General features: G+C 70.7%; 18 protein-coding genes. 13 read left to right on the top strand and 5 right to left on the bottom strand.

Annotated elements, in window-relative coordinates; all coding sequences use genetic code 11:
* The first annotated feature begins 21 nt into the window (after window positions 1-21).
* From Q0Z83_RS30935 to Q0Z83_RS30880, 12 genes are read left to right on the top strand one after another with little or no spacing between them, the layout of a single operon-like run.
* Window positions 22-486, top strand: a complete 465-nt coding sequence (locus Q0Z83_RS30935) for a MaoC family dehydratase (RefSeq protein ID WP_317786763.1) — start codon at window positions 22-24, stop codon at window positions 484-486.
* A complete protein-coding gene (locus Q0Z83_RS30930; protein ID WP_317786762.1) occupies window positions 486-1502 on the top strand; it encodes an LLM class flavin-dependent oxidoreductase in 1017 nt (338 codons plus the stop codon). The genes Q0Z83_RS30935 and Q0Z83_RS30930 overlap by 1 nt, the downstream gene beginning before the upstream one ends.
* The gene (locus Q0Z83_RS30925) at window positions 1502-2701 is read left to right on the top strand and encodes a CaiB/BaiF CoA transferase family protein (RefSeq protein ID WP_317786761.1); all 1200 of its coding nucleotides are present in this window, start codon (window positions 1502-1504) and stop codon (window positions 2699-2701) included. The genes Q0Z83_RS30930 and Q0Z83_RS30925 overlap by 1 nt, the downstream gene beginning before the upstream one ends.
* Window positions 2698-3969 carry an MmgE/PrpD family protein gene (locus Q0Z83_RS30920; RefSeq protein ID WP_317786760.1) on the top strand — a complete coding sequence of 424 codons (1272 nt, stop codon included), beginning with the start codon at window positions 2698-2700 and terminating at the stop codon, window positions 3967-3969. The genes Q0Z83_RS30925 and Q0Z83_RS30920 overlap by 4 nt, the downstream gene beginning before the upstream one ends.
* Window positions 3966-4931, top strand: coding sequence for a RidA family protein (locus Q0Z83_RS30915; protein WP_317786759.1), 966 nt, complete (start codon window positions 3966-3968; stop codon window positions 4929-4931). The genes Q0Z83_RS30920 and Q0Z83_RS30915 overlap by 4 nt, the downstream gene beginning before the upstream one ends.
* On the top strand, window positions 4928-5386 hold the full coding sequence (locus Q0Z83_RS30910) for an FAS1-like dehydratase domain-containing protein (protein ID WP_317786758.1): 459 nt from the start codon (window positions 4928-4930) through the stop codon (window positions 5384-5386). Before Q0Z83_RS30915 ends, Q0Z83_RS30910 begins: the two co-directional genes overlap by 4 nt.
* Window positions 5373-5753, top strand: coding sequence for a MaoC/PaaZ C-terminal domain-containing protein (locus tag Q0Z83_RS30905; RefSeq protein WP_317786757.1), 381 nt, complete (start codon window positions 5373-5375; stop codon window positions 5751-5753). The genes Q0Z83_RS30910 and Q0Z83_RS30905 overlap by 14 nt, the downstream gene beginning before the upstream one ends.
* Window positions 5750-6865 carry a thiolase C-terminal domain-containing protein gene (locus tag Q0Z83_RS30900; protein ID WP_317786756.1) on the top strand — a complete coding sequence of 372 codons (1116 nt, stop codon included), beginning with the start codon at window positions 5750-5752 and terminating at the stop codon, window positions 6863-6865. Before Q0Z83_RS30905 ends, Q0Z83_RS30900 begins: the two co-directional genes overlap by 4 nt.
* The gene (locus tag Q0Z83_RS30895) at window positions 6862-7146 is read left to right on the top strand and encodes a Zn-ribbon domain-containing OB-fold protein (protein WP_317786755.1); all 285 of its coding nucleotides are present in this window, start codon (window positions 6862-6864) and stop codon (window positions 7144-7146) included. The genes Q0Z83_RS30900 and Q0Z83_RS30895 overlap by 4 nt, the downstream gene beginning before the upstream one ends.
* Window positions 7147-7148: 2 nt before the next feature.
* The gene (locus tag Q0Z83_RS30890) at window positions 7149-8312 is read left to right on the top strand and encodes an acyl-CoA dehydrogenase family protein (RefSeq protein ID WP_317786754.1); all 1164 of its coding nucleotides are present in this window, start codon (window positions 7149-7151) and stop codon (window positions 8310-8312) included.
* Complete coding sequence (locus Q0Z83_RS30885; RefSeq protein WP_317786753.1) at window positions 8309-9133, top strand: HpcH/HpaI aldolase/citrate lyase family protein; 825 nt, start codon at window positions 8309-8311, stop codon at window positions 9131-9133. The genes Q0Z83_RS30890 and Q0Z83_RS30885 overlap by 4 nt, the downstream gene beginning before the upstream one ends.
* Window positions 9130-9762 carry a DUF2461 domain-containing protein gene (locus Q0Z83_RS30880; RefSeq protein ID WP_317786752.1) on the top strand — a complete coding sequence of 211 codons (633 nt, stop codon included), beginning with the start codon at window positions 9130-9132 and terminating at the stop codon, window positions 9760-9762. The genes Q0Z83_RS30885 and Q0Z83_RS30880 overlap by 4 nt, the downstream gene beginning before the upstream one ends.
* Window positions 9763-9886: 124 nt before the next feature.
* Here the strand turns inward: Q0Z83_RS30880 and Q0Z83_RS30875 are convergent, their stop codons facing one another.
* The 4 genes from Q0Z83_RS30875 to Q0Z83_RS30860 all read right to left on the bottom strand — a co-directional run bounded on the left by Q0Z83_RS30875 (window position 9887) and on the right by Q0Z83_RS30860 (window position 17613).
* Window positions 9887-10774, bottom strand: coding sequence for a serine hydrolase domain-containing protein (locus Q0Z83_RS30875; protein ID WP_317786751.1), 888 nt, complete (start codon window positions 10772-10774; stop codon window positions 9887-9889).
* A gap of 188 nt (window positions 10775-10962) precedes the next feature.
* Window positions 10963-13623 (bottom strand): M14 family zinc carboxypeptidase, encoded by a 2661-nt coding sequence (locus tag Q0Z83_RS30870; protein ID WP_317786750.1) that lies wholly within the window; start codon window positions 13621-13623, stop codon window positions 10963-10965.
* A gap of 289 nt (window positions 13624-13912) precedes the next feature.
* Window positions 13913-15844 (bottom strand): ABC transporter ATP-binding protein, encoded by a 1932-nt coding sequence (locus Q0Z83_RS30865; RefSeq protein WP_317797166.1) that lies wholly within the window; start codon window positions 15842-15844, stop codon window positions 13913-13915.
* A gap of 2 nt (window positions 15845-15846) precedes the next feature.
* On the bottom strand, window positions 15847-17613 hold the full coding sequence (locus tag Q0Z83_RS30860) for an ABC transporter ATP-binding protein (RefSeq protein ID WP_317786749.1): 1767 nt from the start codon (window positions 17611-17613) through the stop codon (window positions 15847-15849).
* Window positions 17614-17699: 86 nt separating this feature from the next.
* Between Q0Z83_RS30860 and Q0Z83_RS30855 the strand changes: the two genes are divergently transcribed.
* The gene (locus Q0Z83_RS30855) at window positions 17700-18650 is read left to right on the top strand and encodes a lamin tail domain-containing protein (RefSeq protein ID WP_317786748.1); all 951 of its coding nucleotides are present in this window, start codon (window positions 17700-17702) and stop codon (window positions 18648-18650) included.
* Here the strand turns inward: Q0Z83_RS30855 and Q0Z83_RS30850 are convergent.
* On the bottom strand, window positions 18647-19297 hold the full coding sequence (locus Q0Z83_RS30850) for a thymidine kinase (RefSeq protein WP_317786747.1): 651 nt from the start codon (window positions 19295-19297) through the stop codon (window positions 18647-18649). The genes Q0Z83_RS30855 and Q0Z83_RS30850 overlap by 4 nt on opposite strands.
* Window positions 19298-19318 lie beyond the last annotated feature (21 nt).

Raw genomic sequence — 19318 nt, 5'->3', positions numbered from 1 at the left:
AACAAGTGCTAGCTTCGCCGCATGCTCGGCCGCTATTACGAAGACTTCACCGTCGGTGACACGTACCGCCATCCGCTCGGCCGCACCATCTCCGAAACGGACAACACGTGGTTCACGCTGCTGACGCTGAACACCAACCAGAGCCACTTCAACGCCGACTACGCGGCCCGCACGCCGTATAAGAGGCTGCTGGTCAACTCCACCCTCACGGTGGCCGTCGTGACCGGGCTGTCGGTGCCCGACGTCAGCCAGCACGCCTTCGCCAACCTCGGCTGGGAGCAGATCACCATGCCCGCCCCGGTCTTCGTCGGCGACACCATCTACGCCAGGTCGACGGTGCTGGAGCTGCGCGAGTCGAAGTCGCGGCCCTACGCCGGGATCGTCAAGGTCTTCACCACCGGCTTCAACCAGGACGACGTCGACGTCATCACCTGGACCCGGACGATGCTCACCTACAAGCGCGGCCACGGGCCCGGGGCCGAGTAGTGCGTCTCGACGTGCAGCCGTGGGGCGAGACGATGGCCGAGCTGGTCACCGCCGCCCGGGCCGCCGAATCGGCCGGCGCCGGCGTCGTCTGGGCGCCCGAGCTGCACCGCAACGCCTTCACCACGGCCGCCGCCCTGGCCGCCGGGACCGACCGAGATCAAGATCGACATCGGATCGGCATCGGTACGGGCATCGCGCTCGCCTTCGCCCGCAGCCCGATGCTGACCGCCCTGGCCGCCGCCGACCTCGACGAACTCTCCGGCGGCCGGTTCCGGCTCGGCCTCGGCACCGGTGTGGCCCGGCTCAACCAGGACTGGCACGGCGCCGAGTTCGAACGCCCGGTGCCCCGACTGCGCGACACGGTGGCCGTCATCCGGGCCGTCCTCGCCGGCGGCGACCCGATCATCCACCAGGGGGTCCGGTCGATCCGGGTCCGCGGATGGCGTCGGCCGTACCCGCCGGTGCGCGAACGTATCCCGATCTACCTGGCCGGGGTCGGCCCGGCGATGGTCGCGCTGGCCGGTGAGGTCGCCGACGGCTGGATCGCCCACGAACTGTGCCCGCCGTCCGAGCTGCGCGACCGCATCCGGCCCGCCCTGCTCGCCGGCCGGGCCCGAGCCGGATCGCCGGCCTTCGACGTCGTCGCCGCGGCCTGCTGCTCGGTCGACCCCGATCCGACCGTGGCCCGCCGCCGCGCCGCCAACGTCGTCGGCTTCTACGCGTCGGTCCGGTCCTACGCCGGTATGTTCGAGGCCGCCGGCTTCGGCGCGGTCTGCGCGTCCGCCGCCGAGGCCCTGCGGACCGGTCGCCCCGCCGACTCGCTCGGCGATCTGATCCCGGACGCGATGGTCGACGCGTACACCATCGCCGGCACCCCGGACCAGTGCCGTACCCGGATCGGGGCGTACGACGGCCTGGCCGACGCGATCAAACTCTCCCCGCCCTCCTACGGCCTGCCGGCCGGCGAGGTGCGGTTTGCCCAGGACCGCCTGCTCGACCTCGTGGGGAGCGTGTGATGAGGCCACTTGAGGACATCCGGATCGTCGCCGTCGAACAGTACGGCGCAGGCCCGTTCGGCTCGGTGCACCTGGCCGACCTCGGCGCCGACGTGATCAAGATCGAGGAACCGGGCACCGGCGGCGACATCGGCCGGTACGTGCCGCCGTACCACGACGGCGAGGACTCACTGTTCTTCGAGACGTTCAACCGGGGCAAGCGCTCCCTGTCGCTGGACCTGGCCACCACGTCCGGCCGGGAGGTCTTCGAAGACCTGGTCCGGCACTCCGACGCGGTCTACTCCAACCTCCGCGGCGACGTGCCGGTCAAGATCGGCATCACGTACGACCAGCTGAAACACATCAACCCGAGCATCGTCTGCTGCTCGCTGACCGGGTTCGGGATGACCGGGCCACGGGCCGCCCAACCCGGCTACGACTACATCCTGCAGGGCCTGGCCGGCTGGATGGACCTGACCGGTGAACCGGGTGGCCCACCCGCCAAGTCCGGCCTGTCCATCGTCGACTACTCGGGCGGTTTCGTCGCCGCCATCGCCCTGCTCGCCGGGGTGCACGCGGCCCGCCGGGACGGCCACGGCATGGACTGCGACCTCAGCCTCTTCGACACCGCGGTCGGGATGCTCACGTACCCCGCGAGCTGGCACCTGAACGCCGGCTTCGAACCGGTCCGCACCCGCCACTCGGCCCATCCGTCGCTGGTGCCGTTCCAACTGTTCCCGTCGGCGGACGGCTGGGTGGTGGTCGGCTGCGCCAAGGAGAAGTTCTGGCAGCGCCTGGTCGCGGTCCTGGACGTGCCGGACCTGAACGATCCGCGGTTCGCCACGTTCGCCGGCCGCCGTACCCACGCCGATGTGCTGTTGCCGCTGCTGGAGGAGACGTTCGCGACCCGGACCACCGAACAGTGGCTGGCCGTGCTGGAACCGGCCGGCATCCCGTGCGGTCCGGTAAACGACGTGGCGGCCGCCCTGCGGGACCCGCACACGCTGGCCCGGGGCCTGATCGTCGAGACCGAACACCCACACTGGGGAACGGTCCGTCAGGTGGCCTCCCCGGTCCGGGTGGGCACCGAGCCTCCGTCCTACCGTCGCGCCCCGCGCCGAGGCGAAGACCTCACCTACGTGGCCGACCTGCTCGGCTACGACGAGCCCCACCTGAACCGTCTCCGCACCTCAGGTGCCTTCGGCAAGGCCCTCGAGTGAACCCGGCCGCCGTGGCGCTGGCCGGGTGGGCCGCCGGACTGGAGACCGGCACGCTGCCGGAGGCGGTCGTCGAGGCGGTACGGGAGCACCTGATCGATGCCGTCGGCTGTGGTGTCGCCGGTATCCGGCGCGGTGCCGCCGACCCCGCTCTCATCGTCGCCCGTGGGCTCGGCGGGCCGCCCGAGGCACGACTGTTCAGTGGTGAGCGTGTCGGTGCGGTGGCCGCGGCCTTCGGTAACGCCGTGGCCGTGCACGCCCTGGACTTCGACGACACGCACGCCGGTGGGCTGGTACACGCGAGCGCGGTGACCGTACCGGTGGCGCTCGCCGTGGGAGAGCAGACCGGGGCCGGCGGCAGCGACATGATCACCGCGACGGCCGCGGGTCTGGAGATCGTCTGCCGGCTCGGTGCCGCGGCGCCGCACGGCTTTCACGCGCGCGGCCTGCACGCCACCTCGATGTGCGGGGTGATCGGCGCGGCCGTGACCGCGGGCCGTCTACTCGGGCTCGACGCGACCCGGCTCACCCACGCGATCGGGATCGCCGCCAGCGGGGCGAGCGGCCTGCTCGAGTTCCTGCACAGCCCGGCCGGCACGAAACAGCTGCATCCGGGCATCGCGGCGGCCAACGGCATCCTCGCCGCCCGGCTCGCCGCCGCCGGAGCGACCGGCCCGGCCGGCGCCCTCGACGGCGAATACGGCCTGTTCCCGGCGATGACCGGCCGCGCCCCCGACCGAGACGTCCTGCTCAGCGAACTCGGCGGGCGGTGGGAGGCCACGCGGATCGGGATCAAGCCGTATCCGGCCTGCCGGCTCACCCACGCCTCGATCGACGCGGCCGGGGAGTTCACCGGCTCGACACCGTCGGCGCTGACCGTGACCCTGCACCCGGACGCCGTACCGATCGTCGCCGGCCCGGAGAAACGGCGGCCGCGCAGCCCGTACGAGGCGAAGTTCAGCGTCTACTGGTGTGTCGCCGCGATGATCGTCGACGGCTGGGTGGACCTGGACACGTTCGAGGATCTGGACCGCCCCGACGTGCTGGGGCTCGCCGCCCGGATCACCGTCGTGACCGGTGCCGCCGACGTGGCCGCCGCCGACGCGCCGGGCGTCGTCGCCGGTGACGGCCGGGTGGTCCGGGTCGAACGGCCGGCCGGCGGCGGAGTGCGCACCAAGGCCGCCGCCAATCTCGGCCCCGGCGCCCCGGCGGTGTTCGTCGCCGACGGCCCGGCGGCTCTGCTCGATGCGATCGAAGGGTGTCTGAAGTGACCGTGTACCTGCCGGCGGTGCCCGGCTACCACCATCTCCATGGGCCGGTGGGTGACATCGTGCACGTGACCGAGTACGTCACCGCGGCCGCCCTGGCCGACCCGGCGCTGCTGGACGCGGCCCGGTTCGCCGCGCTCGGCGGGCACCGGGTGCCGGTTTCGCGGGTGCCGGTGGAGGCGATCGTCGGTTCGGACGCCCCGTACGCGGTCGCCGTGATCACTCACCCCGGCGGCGGTGACCCGCTCGCCGACGGTGACGACGTGATCCGGGTGGCCGACGGCGTGGTCTTCCTGCCGAGCGTGCACACCACCGACGGCGACTTCCGCGACCAGTACCGCTGGTGCCTGGACCGGATCGCGGCCCTGCTGGCGACGGCCGGGCTGGACACCGGCGCTCTGGTCCGGACGGTCGACTACACGGCCACCGCCACCCGCGCCGAGTATCCGCGGTGCGGGCGGCCGCGTAGGGAAATCCTCGGACCGGGCCCGGTGCACCCGGGAGCGGCCGGCATCCTGGTCGACGTCCCGGTGGCGCCGGGCGCGCAGGTGTCTCTGGACGCGCTGGCCGCCACCGGCCCGCTGACCGTGCTCAATCCCGGCTGGGCCCGCTACGACACCCTGACCTACAAACCGGCCGTGCGTGCGGGCCGGAACATCTTCCCGGCCGGCTTCGGCGCGCTCGACCCGGTGAGCCGGCGGGCCATCCACGAGGGTGACCTGGTCGGCCAGGCGTCGTTCGTCTACCAGAGCATCGAGGCGGTGCTGGCCGAGGCCGGCGCGACCGGCGAGAACGTCGTCCACCTGGTCGAATACCTCACCCCGGCGGCGGTCGCGGGCTATCCGCGGACCGCCGATCTGCGCCTGAAGCACTTCCCGAACGCGGTGGTCACGTCGGTGGTCTGCTCGGCCCTGCTGCGCCCGGAGTTCCTGCTGGAGACGGTCCCGACGGCGGTGCTCGGATGACGCTGCTGACCGAAGCGCTCCGGGCGCGGATCGGCGAGGAGCGGGTGTACGTCGCCCCGGAGCCGCTGGGCCGGGCCGCGATCCGCTACTTCGCGCTGGCCACCGGCGACACCGACCCGGCGCATCTACACGGTGAGGTGGCCCCGCCGACGCTGATCTGCGAGACCAACCAGTACGCGAACCTGCCCCGCGACGCCGACGGTCACGCCGGGCACGGCTGGCACCTGGAGGTTCCGGGAACACGGCTGGTGCGGGGCGGGAACGCGTACCGCTTCGAACGGCCGGTCGGCCCGGACGACGTGATCACCGCCCGGTGGCGGCTCGCCGACATGACCGAGCGGGTCACCGGCGCGGGCCGGCGAATGCTGGTGGTGACCTCGGTGGCCACCTACACCGACCAGAACGACCGGATCCTGGCCGTCAACGAGGAGACGCTGATCTATGTCGAGCGATGAGCTGGTGTTCGAGCGCACCATCGAGCTGCCGGACATGATCGCCTATGCGGGCGCGACCTGGGACTGGCACCGGCTCCACTACGACATGTCCTATCTGCGGGAGATCGATCTGGACCGGCCGGTCGTCGACGGCCAGGTCTTCGGGGCGTACCTGGCGATCGCCATCCGCGAATGGTTCGGCCCGGACGCGGTCATCACCGCATTGAGTCTCCGGTTCAAGAACCTGGTGTTCGCCGGTGAGACCATCCGCTGCCTGGGGCGGACGGCGGTCGAGGAACCCGGCCGGGTCGAACTGGACCTGCGCGTCGAGACCACCACCGGCCGGATCGCGGTGGCCCCGGCGAGCGCCACGGTCCAGCTGCCATGACCGGCGTCGCCATCGTCGGCGCCGCCGAATGCGACCTCGGCCAGACCGGAAAGTCCGTCCTGGAGCTGCAGACCCAGGCGGTGACCAGGGCCCTCGCCGACGCCGGTCTCACCCTCGGTGACGTCGACGGCATCGCCACCAACGGCATCTCCCGCTTCTCGGCGACCCAACTCGCCGACTGGCTGGGCCTGCAACCGTCCTGGTGCGACTCGACATTCGCCGGCGGCGCGGTCTTCGAGATGTACGTGGCCCGCGCCGCCCAGGCCATCGCCGCAGGTCAGTGCTCCACCGTGGTGATCTCCTACGCCTCGGACCAGCGTTCGGCGCGCCGCCGCCGACTGACCGCGATCTACGACGAGGGCACCCCGGAAGCCGACTGGGAGGCCCCCTACGAACCGCTCTACCCCATCTCCTACTACGCGATGGTCGCTCAGCGTTACCTCCACGTGCACGGTCTGACCCGCGCGGACCTCGCGTCGGTCGCGGTGGCCGCCCGGGCGAAGGCTCAGATCAACCCCAAGGCATGGACGTACGGCCAGGGGCCCCTGACCTCAGATGAGGTTCTGAACGCGCCGACGATCTCCTCCCCGCTCGGCCGGCTGGACTGCTGCCTGGTCACCGACGGCGGCGCAGCGATCGTGATGACCTCCCTGGCCCGCGCGCGGGACCTGCCGAAACGCCCGGTGACAGTGCTCGGCTACGGCGAGGCGCTGACCCACACCGGCATGGCCACCGCCCCCGACCTGCTGCGTACCGGCGCGATCGACTCCGGCCGGCGCGCGTTCGCACGGGCCGGTCTGACCCCGGCCGACGTCGACGTGGTGCAGCTCTACGACTCGTTCACCATCTCGGTCCCGCTCGGTCTGGAGGCGCTCGGGTTCGCCGCCCCGGGTGAGGGCCTGTCGGCGACCGTCCCGCACAACACCACCGGGGGTGGCCTGGCCTACTGCCATCCCGGCCAGCTCGGGGTCCTGCTGCTGGTCGAAGCGGTCCGCCAGGTGCGCGGCGAATGCGGCGACCGGCAGGTCCCGGGAGTGGAGACGGCGCTGGCCCACGGCACCGGCGGCATCTTCTCCAGCCACGCCACGGTGCTCCTGGGGGTGGACCGATGATGCTGCAGCACTGCGTGACCTGCCGTACCGCCCAGTTCTATCCACGCCCGATCTGCGCCACCTGCGGCAGCGGCGACCTGGTCGAGATCGAGCCGGTCGGCACCGGAACCGTCGACAGTTTCACGATCGTGCACCGTGCCGAGAAGCCATACGTGCTCGCCCGGGTCCGTCTCACCGAGGGCCCGATCGTGCTCACCCACCTGATCGACATCCCCGCCCCGTACTGCGATCAACCGGTCCGGCTCGTCCCGGGCTCCGACCCACAGGTGTTCACGGAGTGACGATGGACTTTGAACTCAACGACGAGCAGCGGATGTTCCGCGACGTGCTCCGCGACTTCGTGGACCGGGAGATCCGCCCGGTCGCACAGGAGTGGGAGGCGTCCGGCCGCTACCCGGCCGAGATCGTCGAGACGATGCGGGAGCTGGGACTCTTCGGCCTCACCGTGCCCGAGGAATACGGCGGGCTCGGTGCCGACATGGTCAGTTTCGCCCTGACGTTCGAGGAGATCGCCAAAGGCTGGATGGGGATCGCCGGCATCCTCGGCTCCCATTCCCTGTCGTGCTGGCTGATCGCGAAGCACGGCACCGAGGAACAGAAGGCGCGATACCTGCCGGATCTGGCGAGCGGCGTACGGCGTACCGGAATAGCCTTGACCGAACCGGATGCCGGCACGGACCTGCAGGGGATCGCCACCGTGGCCCACCGCGACGGTGATTGTTATGTCCTGAACGGTCGAAAGACCTGGATCACCAACGCCCGCCACGCCGACCCGCTGCCGGTCCTCTGCAAGACCGACCCGTCGGCTAGCCCCGCACACCGGGGCATGTCGGTGATCCTGGTCGAGGCCGGCACACCGGGCTTCACCGTCGAACGTGACCTGCCGAAACTCGGCTACAAGGGCACCGAGTCATGCGAGGTGCTGCTGGAGGACGTCCGGGTCCCGGCGGCGCAACTGCTCGGTGGGGTCGAGGGCCGCGGCATGCAGCAGGTGCTGTCCGGGCTGGAGACCGGACGGATCAACGTGGCCGCCCGCGCGCTCGGCATCGCACAGGCCGCCTACGACGAGGCGCTCAAGTACGCCGGTCAGCGGCAGGCGTTCGGCCGACCGATCGGTGACTTCCAGGCGGTCCAGCTGAAGATCGCCGAGATGGCCGCGCAGGTGCAGGCGGCCCGGCTGCTCGTCTACTGGGCGGCGTCCCGTTCCGACGGCGGCCACCGGGTCGACATGGAGGCCGGCATGGCCAAGGCGTTCGCGTCCGAGGCGGCGGTGTTCTGCGCGTTGAACTCGATGCAGGTGCACGGCGGCTACGGCTACTCGAAGGAGTTCGTGGTGGAACGCCTCTACCGGGACGCGCCGCTGATGATGATCGGCGAGGGCACCAACGACATCCAACGGGTCGTCATCGCCCGCGCGCTGCTGGCGGGTAACGCGGCGATCGGATGAGATCTTTCCTGTACGTGCCCGGCAACCAGCCGAAGATGCTGGCCCCGGCCTTGAAACGGGGCGCCGACGCGCTGATCGTCGACCTGGAGGACGCGGTCCCGCCGGACGAGAAGGAGGCGGCCCGCTACACGGTCGCCGAATGGTTGCGCTGGCTGCCCGCCGACGCCCCGGTGTGGGTGCGGATCAACACCGGCCCGGCCGGTCTGGTCGACGCGCGGACGGTGATCGCGCCCGCGCTGCGCGGCCTGGTGGTGGCCAAGGCCTCGGCCGAGCAGGTGACCACCCTCGCCGCACTACTGGACGAGCATGATCCGGCGGGCGCGATCGGCCTCGTACCCCTGCTGGAGACTCCCCGGGCCATCCTCGACGCCGCCGCCATCGCAGCCGCGCCGCGTGTCACCCGCCTCCAGATCGGCGAAGCCGATCTCGCCGCCGAGCTGGGCGTGACCCCGGGAGATCAAGAGCTTCTGCTGGTACGGTCCACCGTCGTCCTCGCCTCGGCGGCAGCCGGAATCGCCCCGCCCGCGGCCGCGGTCACCACCGATTTCCGCGACCTGGACGCCCTCCGCCGATCGACCCTCGCACTGAAACGCCTGGGCTTCCGCGGCCGAGCCTGCATCCACCCGGCACAGATCCCGATCGTCCACGAGGTCTTCACCCCCACCGACGCCGAGCTGGCTCAAGCCCGTGACCTGGTGGCACGCTTCGAACAGGCCGGGGGCGGGGTGTGCCTGGACGCGCGCGGCCGGATGGTCGACCTGGCGGTGGTCCGCGAGGCACGTAACGTCCTGGCGATGGCCGGTGGCAGACTGCCGGAGTGACGTTCCGTGGCTGGCCGAGTGAGGCCCTCGAATTCTACGAGGGTCTCGTCGCCGACAACTCGAAGACGTACTGGACCGCGCACCTGCCGGTCTACGAGGAGCAGGTGAAGGCGCCCGCGCTGGCCCTGCTCGCCGATCTGGAGCCGGAGTTCGGGCCCGGCAAGATCTTCCGCCCCTACCGGGACGTGCGGTTCAGCCACGACAAGACGCCCTACAAGGACCACCTGGGCATCTGGCTGGAGTTCGGTGGTTACCTTCAGCTCGGCGCGGACGGCCTGGCCGCCGGCTGCGGCATGTACCAGATGGCCCCCGACCAATTGGAACGCTACCGCCGCACGATCGTCGACGAACACCTCGGCCCGACCCTGGAGAAACTGATCGCCGACATCGAGAAATCCGGTGTGACGGTCCACGGCCACGGCACCCTGAAAACGGCCCCGCGCGGTTTCCCGAAGGACCATCCCCGCATCGATCTGCTCCGCCACAAAGGCCTGACCACCTGGCAGGAATGGCAGCCGGCCCCGTGGATGGGCACCGCGAAGGCCCGTGACCGGATCGTCGAATTCCTCCGCACCAGCCGCCCGCTCCGGGCCTGGCTCGACCACCACGTCGGTCCCAGTTCCGGTTGAGGCGGGCCTGGCTCGATCACCGCGTCGGTCCCAGTTCCGGTTGAGGCGGGCCTGGCTCGATCACCGCGTCGGTCCCAGTTCCGGTTGAGGCGGGCCTGGCTCGATCACCATGTCGGCCCCAGCTCTAGCTCAGCCGGGCCAGGACCAGGTCGTGCAGGGCGGTGAGCTGGGCCGTCTCGTTGTCGTTGTGGGCGGTCACGGTGATCGCGGCACGGCGGGAAGCGTCGATCAGCGCGATCTGGCCGTAGGCGCCGTGCATCCGAAGATGGCCGCCCGGCTCCAGCCAGATACCGAGGCCATATCCGTCGGTGTGCGCGTCGCCCTCTTTCATGTCGACCCGGTCGGTGGCCATCCGACTGACGAAATCGGCGGGGATGAGCTGCTTCCCCTCCCACTCCCCGGACTGCAGGATCAGCCGCGTGAAACGGGCCAGCTCAGCGGTCCGCAGAAACAGGTCGCTCTCCGCGAACGGGAAACCCAGCGGGCAGGTGTGCCAGGCGGGATTGTGCAGATCGAGCGGTCGGAAAAGGCGAGGCAGCAGATAATCACGGACATTCGCGCCGGTCACCCGGGCGATCACCCGGCCCAGAGCATAAAAACCACTTCCGGTATACGCGAAACGCGTGCCCGGTTCGGCGACGAGCGGTTCCGCGACGAATTCGTGCAGCAGGTCGGCCGCGTCGACGCGCCGGTCCGCGAACCACAGGTGGCCGCTGCCGCTCGTCATCGTCAGCAGATGACGCAACGTCACCTTCTCGAATCCGTCGGCGGCCCTCAGCTCCGGAAAATGGTCCACCAGCCGGTCCTCGATGGTGAGGCGGCCCTCGGACTCGGCGATCCCGATCGCGACGGCGGTGAACGTCTTGGACACCGAGTAGAGGTTGACCCGGTCGTCGGAACGGAACCGGTGCTCGATCGGTGGGCGGCCCTGCCGGTGGACGTGGATCCCGTAGGTGCCGAGGCTCTGCTCACCGTCGGCGCGGACGAAGTCGGCTAATAGATCGTCGGTCACCCCCGGACCTTATCCGGCCGGGGGACGTCGTCGACGCGACGACGGTAGCCCCAGTTGAACAACGCGGGTACTGGTATCCGGGGCCGGGAGAAGGATTCCGGCAGGGCCTCCCTGACCGCCGCCGAGGTTTCTAGGCTGGATCCGCGGCAGGTGGTGACGAGGTCGGGAGGTCCAGGTGCGTGCGGTTTTCATCCACGGTGACCACGACATCGGTGTCCGGGAGATGCCCGATCCGGTCCTGCCGCGGCCGGCGGCAGGACCGGGGATCTCGGGGCTAGCTCGCGGTCCAGAGGAGGGCGCGGGCGTATGGGGCGTAGAGGCCCTTCGGATGGGCTCGGAAGAGCGGCTCGGTGCCGAAGAGGACCGCGTTGCCGCCGCCGGCCGTCACGCCCGAGACGACCGCCGCCTGCCCGGCCGCCTGGGCCGGGCCGTTGGTGCCGTCCTCGGTCGGCAGCCAGTGGCCGGCCACCAGCGGGGTCGTGCCGTAACGCTGTTCGACGGTCACTCCGGCGCCGGTGAACCAGAGAGGGGAGTAGATGAACGAGTGGGTGGGGGAGCCGGCCGACGACTCGGCCCTCGTTCGTCACCGTGACGACACCGTTGGCGTCACCGCGGCCGACCGTCGCGGTCACCGGGAGGACCTTGGCGGCGGCGTTGAAGTTCGCGCCGGTCGTGCCACGGGTCAGGACACCTCCGCCGCGGGCCAGGTATGCGTCGACCGCGGCCCGGGCCGTCGGGGTCAACGCCGTGTACGACAGACCGGAGGAGACGATGAGGGTGTCGACTGTTGACAGGTCGAAACCGGCGTTGAGGAGCGCCGTCGACACGGGCTGCACCGCGAAGCCCATCTCCCGCAGGGCGAACGACTCGTCGGCGGAGACCGCGGCCGCGATCACCGGCGGATCGATCACGACGCCTTTCTCGTGGCCACGGGCGGCGGTGAACCGTACTCCCAAGGTCTTCGAGAGAGCGAGCGCCTCGGGCCGCGCCTCGGCCGGGACCACGACGGTGGCCGCGTCCGTGCGCCGCAACTTGACACCCCGGGTGAGCAGTTCGTTGACCGCGCGTACATCGTTGCCGTCGCGCAGCGACAGGCTCAGGTCACGACCACGCGGGGCGTCGACCGACCCGGTCGGCGCCGCCCGCGTCACCCTCGTCACCCGGACCTTCGGCAGCGTGCGGAGGCTGCTGTCGACGGTGGCGCCCCAGAGCAGGCCGTGACTCCAGCCGGAGATGTCGTACATCTGCGGAACCAGATCTGAGATGTCCCGGCCGGCTTCCAGCAGGACGTTCGCGAGGCCGCGCTTCGGCTGGTGCATGTCGACGATGTAGGTGCCCTTGGCGTAGTGGCGCCCGCCGTTGCGGAAAGCCGAGCGGGCGGCCGTGACCCGTACATCGTGGGAGATCAGATGGTTGACGAGGCGTGCGGCGGCGGGAGTGCCGGCCGGGATGACGTAGGAGCGGGGAAACGTCGTCGAGTACCGGTCCTCCGGGCCGAACCCGTCGACGAAACCGTCCAGGATCGTCGGCGACGGCTCGCCGGCCCAGCCCCGGCGGAACTGTTCGATCTGGTCGGCGAGCAGCGTGCCCCGGTTCGTGTCGGCGTAGGTGAGGGCCGCCTCGATCGTCGCCGCGGCCACGTCGGTGTTGATCCGGGCCCGGCGCTGCAGTTCCTCGACCGGCAGATTGTTGTACGCGGCGTTGTTCACCTGCAGCGGGATCTCCACGGTGTGCCCGACCGCGCCCTGGTAGATGGCGTACATCGGGGTGAAGATCGGTGGCCAGTCGTCCCAGTCGCCGGGAGCGTAGTCCCGGAACGGGATGTCGGCGCGGGTCGTCTCCGGGTATCCGAGCTGCTGGATGGCCTTCTCCATGCCGAGCGCGTTCGGCAGGGCGTGCTTGATGTACAGGTCGTACTCGTAGTTCTGCCCGTGCGGCGGCGTCGCCGGCTCGATCAGGGTCGTCCCGGTGTAGCCGTGTTCGTCGAGCATCAGGAACGGCTGCGTCGCGATCACCACGTCCCGGACCGCCCGCGACTCCGGCTGCGAACTGGTCGCGTGATCCCGGTTGATGTCGAATCCGGCGCCGTTCGCCCGGGTGCCCGCGACCCGCCCGTCCGGATTGTTGGTGACCGTCACGTACACCCGGCTGCGCCTCAGGAAGTCCCTGGTCGCGGCGTCGGTCGCGGTGGCCAGGCGCTCGATGACACGCAGCGCGCCGTCGGTGCCCTCCCACTCGTTGCCGTGGATGTTGGCATTGATCCAGACCGGCGTCTTGTAGCCGGCCTTCAGGCTGCGGTCCCGCTTCGCGGCGGCCGGATCCTCCTCGATCAGCTCCCGCCAGCGGTCCTGCCTGGCCGACTCGGAGGCTGATTCGGGTGCGGTCACGGTCACCAGGTAGAGATCACGGCCGCCGGCCGACTTCCCCACGATCTCGGCGGAGACGCGGTCCGAGGCCTTCTGCAGCGCGTTCAATCGAGGAGCGATCAGGTGGTACGGAATGAGCCCCAGCTTGATCGACCGATCCTCCGGGTTCACCGGCCAGACCGGCAGTTCGTTCTGCCGCGGAAATCCCGACCGCCGCCCGACCGTCCAGGCGGCAGCCGGTTCACCGACGGCCGGCGCCCGAACCGACAGCTCACCGATCGTTACATCGTCGAGGGCGGCGATCTCGTTGCGCTCAGGCCCGTTCCCGAAGTCACGGGTCGATGCGGCACCACCCGAAGCCCGAGCGTCGCCCGGCGAAGCCAGGGCCTGGACGTCGTCCGGCACTGCCGACACCGGATCGGCGAGCAGAGCGGTGGCGAGCAACGCGGCACCGATGCCGGCCAGCGTTCGTGACAGATCCACAAAGCACCTCCGTCTGGGATGCCCCGACCCTCCCCGCCTCATCAATGAATGCGCAACCTTCGATGCCAGCGTGTCGCCATACCGTTAAGGTCATCCCCGCCTCGCGGCTTCGTGCGCTGCGCCTTCGCACGCTGCGGCTCGCAAGGGCGAGGGCGACGGGCGACGGGCGACGGGCGACGGGCGACGGGCGACGGGCGACGGGCGACGGGCGACGGGCGACGGGCGACGGGCGACGGGCGACGGGCGACGGGCGACGGGCGACGGGCGACGGGCGGCGGGCGACGGGCGGTCAGGGGGTGGTGTGGGACTGCCAGGTGGCGTACATGGTCGCGTAGCGGCCGCCGGCGGCGACCAACTCCGCGTGCGTGCCCTGTTCGATGATGTCGCCGTCGTCGACGACGATCACCCGGTCGGCTCGGCGGGCCGTGGACAGGCGGTGGGCGACCAGGATGGCGGTCCGGCCTTCGAGGAGGCGCTGGATCGCGGCCTCCACCCGCAGTTCGGAACGCAGGTCCAGGCTTGATGTCGCCTCGTCGAGGACCACCACCCGGGGCTCGGCCACGAAGACGCGGGCCAGGGCGATCAGTTGGCGTTCGCCGGAGGAGACCGACTGGCCTCGTTCGTGCAGGATCGTCTGCAGGCCGTCGGGGGAGCGGTCCACCAGGTCGCGCAGGCCGACCGCGTCGACGGCCGCCAGTACCACCTCGTCGGAGACCTCGGGGCGGGCGAAGGCGATGTTGTCGCGCAGCGTGCCGGCGAACAGGAACGGCTCCTGCGGCACCACCCCGACCTGCCGGTGCAGCGAATCCAGGGTGACGTCGCGCAGGTCGTGGCCGTCGATCAGCACCGTTCCGGAGTCCGGGTCGTAGAGGCGGGACACCAGTTTGGCCAGCGTCGACTTGCCGGCGCCGGTCGGCCCGACGCAGGCGATCGTCTCGCCGGGTGTGATCCGCAGGTTCACGCCGCGTAGCACGGGGCGGCTGGGATCGTACCCGAAAGTGATCTCCCGCAGCTCGATCCCGCCGGACGCCGGCGGCAGCGGCAACGCCCCGGTCTTCTCCCGGACCGCGGGGACCGTGCCGAGCAGGCCGCGGAGTTTGCCGAGCGCGGCGCGGGCCTGCTGGTAGTTGGTGTAGAGCTGGACCAGCTGCTGAACCGGCTGGAAGAACGCGTTCAGGTAGAGGACGAAAGCGGTCAGTTCGCCGATCGTCAGGGTGCCGTGCAGCACCATCCGGCCGCCGATGAGCAGCAGCGCCGCCAGGCCGAGCAGGCCGATCACCGACGTGCCGGGGCCGTAGACGGCGTTGATCCGGCCGGTGTGGTCGTTGGCGTCGCGGTAGGCGCCGACCACCTCCCGGTGGGCGATCACGTTGCGGTCCTGCTGGTTGTGGGCGGTGATGACGCGTACGCCGTTGAGGCTCTCGGTCAGGTGCGAGAAGAGCCCGGCGATGGTGTCCCGCTGCCGGTGGTAGCCGACGTCGGCGGCCTTGCGGAACCAGAGCGTGAGCAGCAGCAGCGGCGGCACCACCAGGAGCAGCGTGATCGCGGCGAGGGTGGCGTCGTAGTGGACGAGGACCGCGGTGACCACGACCATGGTCAGCCCGTGGATGAGGAACTGTGCGAACCCCTCCTGCAGCAGCTGCTGCAACGCCTCCACGTCGGAGGTCATCCGGGTCATGGTGACCCCGGCCTTCTCGGTCGTGTAATGGTCGAGGCTGAGCCGCTGCAACTGGGTGAACACGCGGACCCGCAGGTCACGGGTGCTGTAGGCGGCGAGTCGCCCGCTCATCCGGATGCGCACGGCGGTGGCCGCCGCGGTCAGCGCCACCGAGGCCAGGAACGCGACCGCCGCGAAGACGAGGACCGGCACGTCTCGCGCCACGATGCCGTGGTCGATGCCGACCTGCACGAGGTACGGCCCGGACTGCAGCAGCAGCGCCTCGACCCCGACCGCGACGGCCGCGGTGACCAGCAGCGCCGGTCGGCCGGACAGCAGCGACCACAGGGTGAGCCGCCCGCTGTCCGGGGTGTGGCTGAACGTCTCGGCCGGTTCCGGATGCTCCGGCTCGCTGGCCTCCAGCAGGGTGACGCCGGCCGCGAGTTCGGGCGGCACCCCGGCGAACGGCGTGTTGCCCTGCCGTCGGGTGCCGACACCACCCATCCCGGCGATCGCGCCCGACCCGGGACCGCCGCCGGGACCGCCGAAACCGCCTCCGAACATGCTCACGCGTGCACCTCCGTGGCCAGGACCCGCCCGTAGCGGGGTTCGGTGGCGAGCAACTCGGCATGGGTTCCGGTCGCGACGGCCTGACCGTTGTCGATCAGCACGACCCGGTCGGCGAGGCCGATCGTGGCCAGCCGGTGTGCGACCACGATGGTGGTGCGGTCGCGCATCAGGTCGCGCAGCGCCTCGTGGATCTCGTGTTCGACCCGCACGTCGACGGCACTGGTGGCGTCGTCGAGGATCAGCACCGGCGGGTTGACCAGCAGCGCCCGGGCGATCGCGACTCGTTGCCGCTGGCCACCGGAGAGGGTGTAGCCGCGTTCGCCGACGACGGTGTCGTACCCCTCCGGAAGCTCTTGAATGAAACCGTCGGCGCCGGCCGCGACGGCGGCGGTGACCACCTGCTCGCGGGTCGCCGAAGGATGTCCGAAAGCGATGTTGTCGTGCAGCGAGACGGAGAACAGGAACGGCTCGTCCGGCACGATCCCGACCCGGTCGCGCAGCGTCGCCGGGGGGTAGTCGCGCACGTCGGTGCCGTCGATCAGCACCCGCCCGGCGTCGGTGTCGTAGAACCGGGCCGCGAGCCGCGCCACCGTGCTCTTGCCGCTGCCCGTCGCACCGACCAGCGCAACCGTCTCGCCGGGCCGGATATGCAGGTCAAGACCATCAAGACCAAGAGTTCCATCGGGGTACGCGAACCGCACTCCCGCGAAACGCACGTCGCCCCGAGGTGGGGGGACCACCGGATCGGCCGGATCGGTCAGCTCGGCCGGCGTGTCCAGGATGTCGTAGATGCGCTGCGCCGACGCGGCCGCCCGCTGACCCATCATGATGATCATGCCGAGCATCCGGAACGGCGGCTGAAGCATCAGCACGTAGGAGTTGAACGCCACGATGGTGCCCACGGTGGCGTTGCCGTCGAGCACCATCAGCCCGCCGACCAGCAGCACCAGCGCCAGCCCGAGCCGGGGCAGGTTGTCCATCACCGGCATCCAGCGGCTGCGGATCCGGGCGTCGGTGGTGTACGCCCACCGCACCCCGTCGGCGGCCCGGGCGAGCGTGTCGATCTGCCGTTTCTCGGCCGCGAACGCCTTCACGATCCGGACGCCCTGGATGTTCTCGTCGACCACCGTCGCCACCCCGGCCAGCCGGGACTGGATCAGCCACGACACCGGGAAGATCGCCTTGCGCATCCGGACGCCGAGCACCGCGATCACCGGCATGGTCAGCATCGCGATGATCGCCAGCGGCGCGTTGATCGACACCATCAGGGCGAACGCGATCCCCGCGATGGTGCACTGGACCAGGATCGACGGGCCGAACGCCAGGTACATCTGGACGGCCCGGATGTCGCTGGTGGCCCGGGAGATCAGCTCGCCGGACTGGACCCGGTCGTAGAAGCCGTACGACATCCGCATGAAGTGGCCGAAGACCAGGTTGCGCAGGTCGTACTCCATCTCGTACGCCGTGCGCAGCAGGTAGAGCCGGGCCAGGAAGTTGATCACGCCTTGGACGACGGCCAGCCCGGCGATCAGCCAGACGTACTTCTCCAGGCCCTCGGTCTGCTCGACGAGGGCCTGGTCGATGCCGATCCGCACCAGGTCGGGGATCTGCACCTGGACGATCAGGCCGAGGAACGACAACGTCAGCGAGGTGATCAGCAGCGCTCGGTGGGCACGGACGATGGGCCAGGCGCGGCGTAGCCAACTTTTCGTGGGGTCCGGGTGGATGCCGGCCCTGGGGGCGCGGCGCGGCGGCGCGGTCAAGCGGTACTCCTCACGAGAGATACTGCTTAGCCTAGCTAACTATCTGGTCTTCTCAAGCCCGGCTTTCCGCGGTCGATGAAGGCGGCATGCTTCGCCGCCTCGCTGCTCTCGCCGCCGCCACCACGCTGACCGCCATCGGGCTCGCCACCCCCGCGCAGGCGGCCACCACCGCCTGCCGGGCGGAAGCCGGCAGCCCTCGCTGCCAGGTCTGGACCGGCAAGGTCGACTGGGCGCCGGACGGCGACACGATCCGGGTCGACCTCGCCGGGGACGGCACGAAAGACCTGGTGTCGGTACGGATCCTGGGCATCCAGGCGATGGAGATGAAGACCTACTCGCACTACCCCGAGCGGCGTAAGGGCGACTGTCACGCGGTCGCCGCCAACGCCCGCCTGGAGGAGCTGCTCGCCGCCGGCGGCAACTACGTGCGGCTCACCTCGCTGAAGGCGTCCAGCAAGAGCGAGGGCCGGCCGCTGCGCTCGGTCGCCGTCAAGGTCAACGGCCAGTGGCGGGACGTGGGGGAGCAGATGGTCCGCGAGGGCTACACCCTCTGGCAGGCGTGGCCCGGCGAATGGGCGATGGACGAGGCGTACCACCGGGCCGCCCAGGTGGCCGCGGCAGCCGGGCGCGAGCTCTACGACACCGACAGCTGCAAGCCCGGCCCGGCCCAGAACAGCGGAATCACCCTGACCGTCAACCCGGACGCCGAGGGGATCGACGAGAAGAACCTGAACGGCGAATGGTTCCAGGTCCACAACCCGTCAGCCGCGGACGTGCCGATCTCCGGCTGGTGGGTACGCGACTCGGGCCTGCGGCGCTACACCTTCCCGGCCGGAACCGTCGTCCCGGCCGGCGGCGACGTCTACGTCCACATCGGCAAGGGCCGGGACACCGCGACCCACAAGTACTGGGGTCTCACCAAGCCGATCTTCACCAACGTCGACCCGGCCAACCACGCGGTCGGTGACGGCGGCTACCTGTTCGACGTGCACGGCGACCTGCGCGCCTGGATGATCTACCCCGAGGCGCAGGGCTAGACCGGCCCGGCGTCCCCGTTACGCCAGTGGCGGCGGCAGAGCACCCGGTACGTGACCTCGGCCGCGTCCGACGTGTCGCCGACCGCCACCTGGGCACCCGAGCGGGCCACCCGGCCGTCCTCGATCCGCGCGTTCTGCCGCCCCGGCCGCCCGCACCAGCAGGTCACCTCGACCTGCAGCGACACGATGTTGTCGGCCAGCTCCAGCAGCCGCTGCGCGCCCGGGAACAGGTGCGACATGAAGTCCGTCGAGATCGCGTAGCAGTCCACGTCGACACACAGCTCGTCGACCGCCCAGGCCAGCTGCTCCACCTGCTCCGGCCGGAGGAACTGCGCCTCGTCGACGATCACGAACCCGCCGGCCGGCACCTCGTCGGCGATCAACGCGGTCAGCTCGGTGCCGTCGGTCACCTCGATGGCGTCCGCGGCGACACCGAGCCGTGACGACATCACCCCGGTGCCGGCCCGGTCCATGCTGGTCAGCAGGATCCCGGGCCGGCCGGCCTGTCGGCGGTTGTACGCGTTCTGCAGCGCGAGCGTCGACTTGCCCGCGCCCATGCTGCCGTGGAAGAGCGTGAGCTCGTGAAAGACCGGAGCGAGACTCCTGGCGCGGGGCACCACGGGGGTGCTGACGGTGACCGGAACCAAGGTGAGCCTTTCTCAGGACTT

The organism is Actinoplanes sichuanensis, from assembly GCF_033097365.1.
Lineage (GTDB): Bacteria > Actinomycetota > Actinomycetes > Mycobacteriales > Micromonosporaceae > Actinoplanes > Actinoplanes sichuanensis.
Note: the sequence above shows the minus strand (reverse complement) of the source record. Positions and strands in the feature narration are given on the sequence as shown.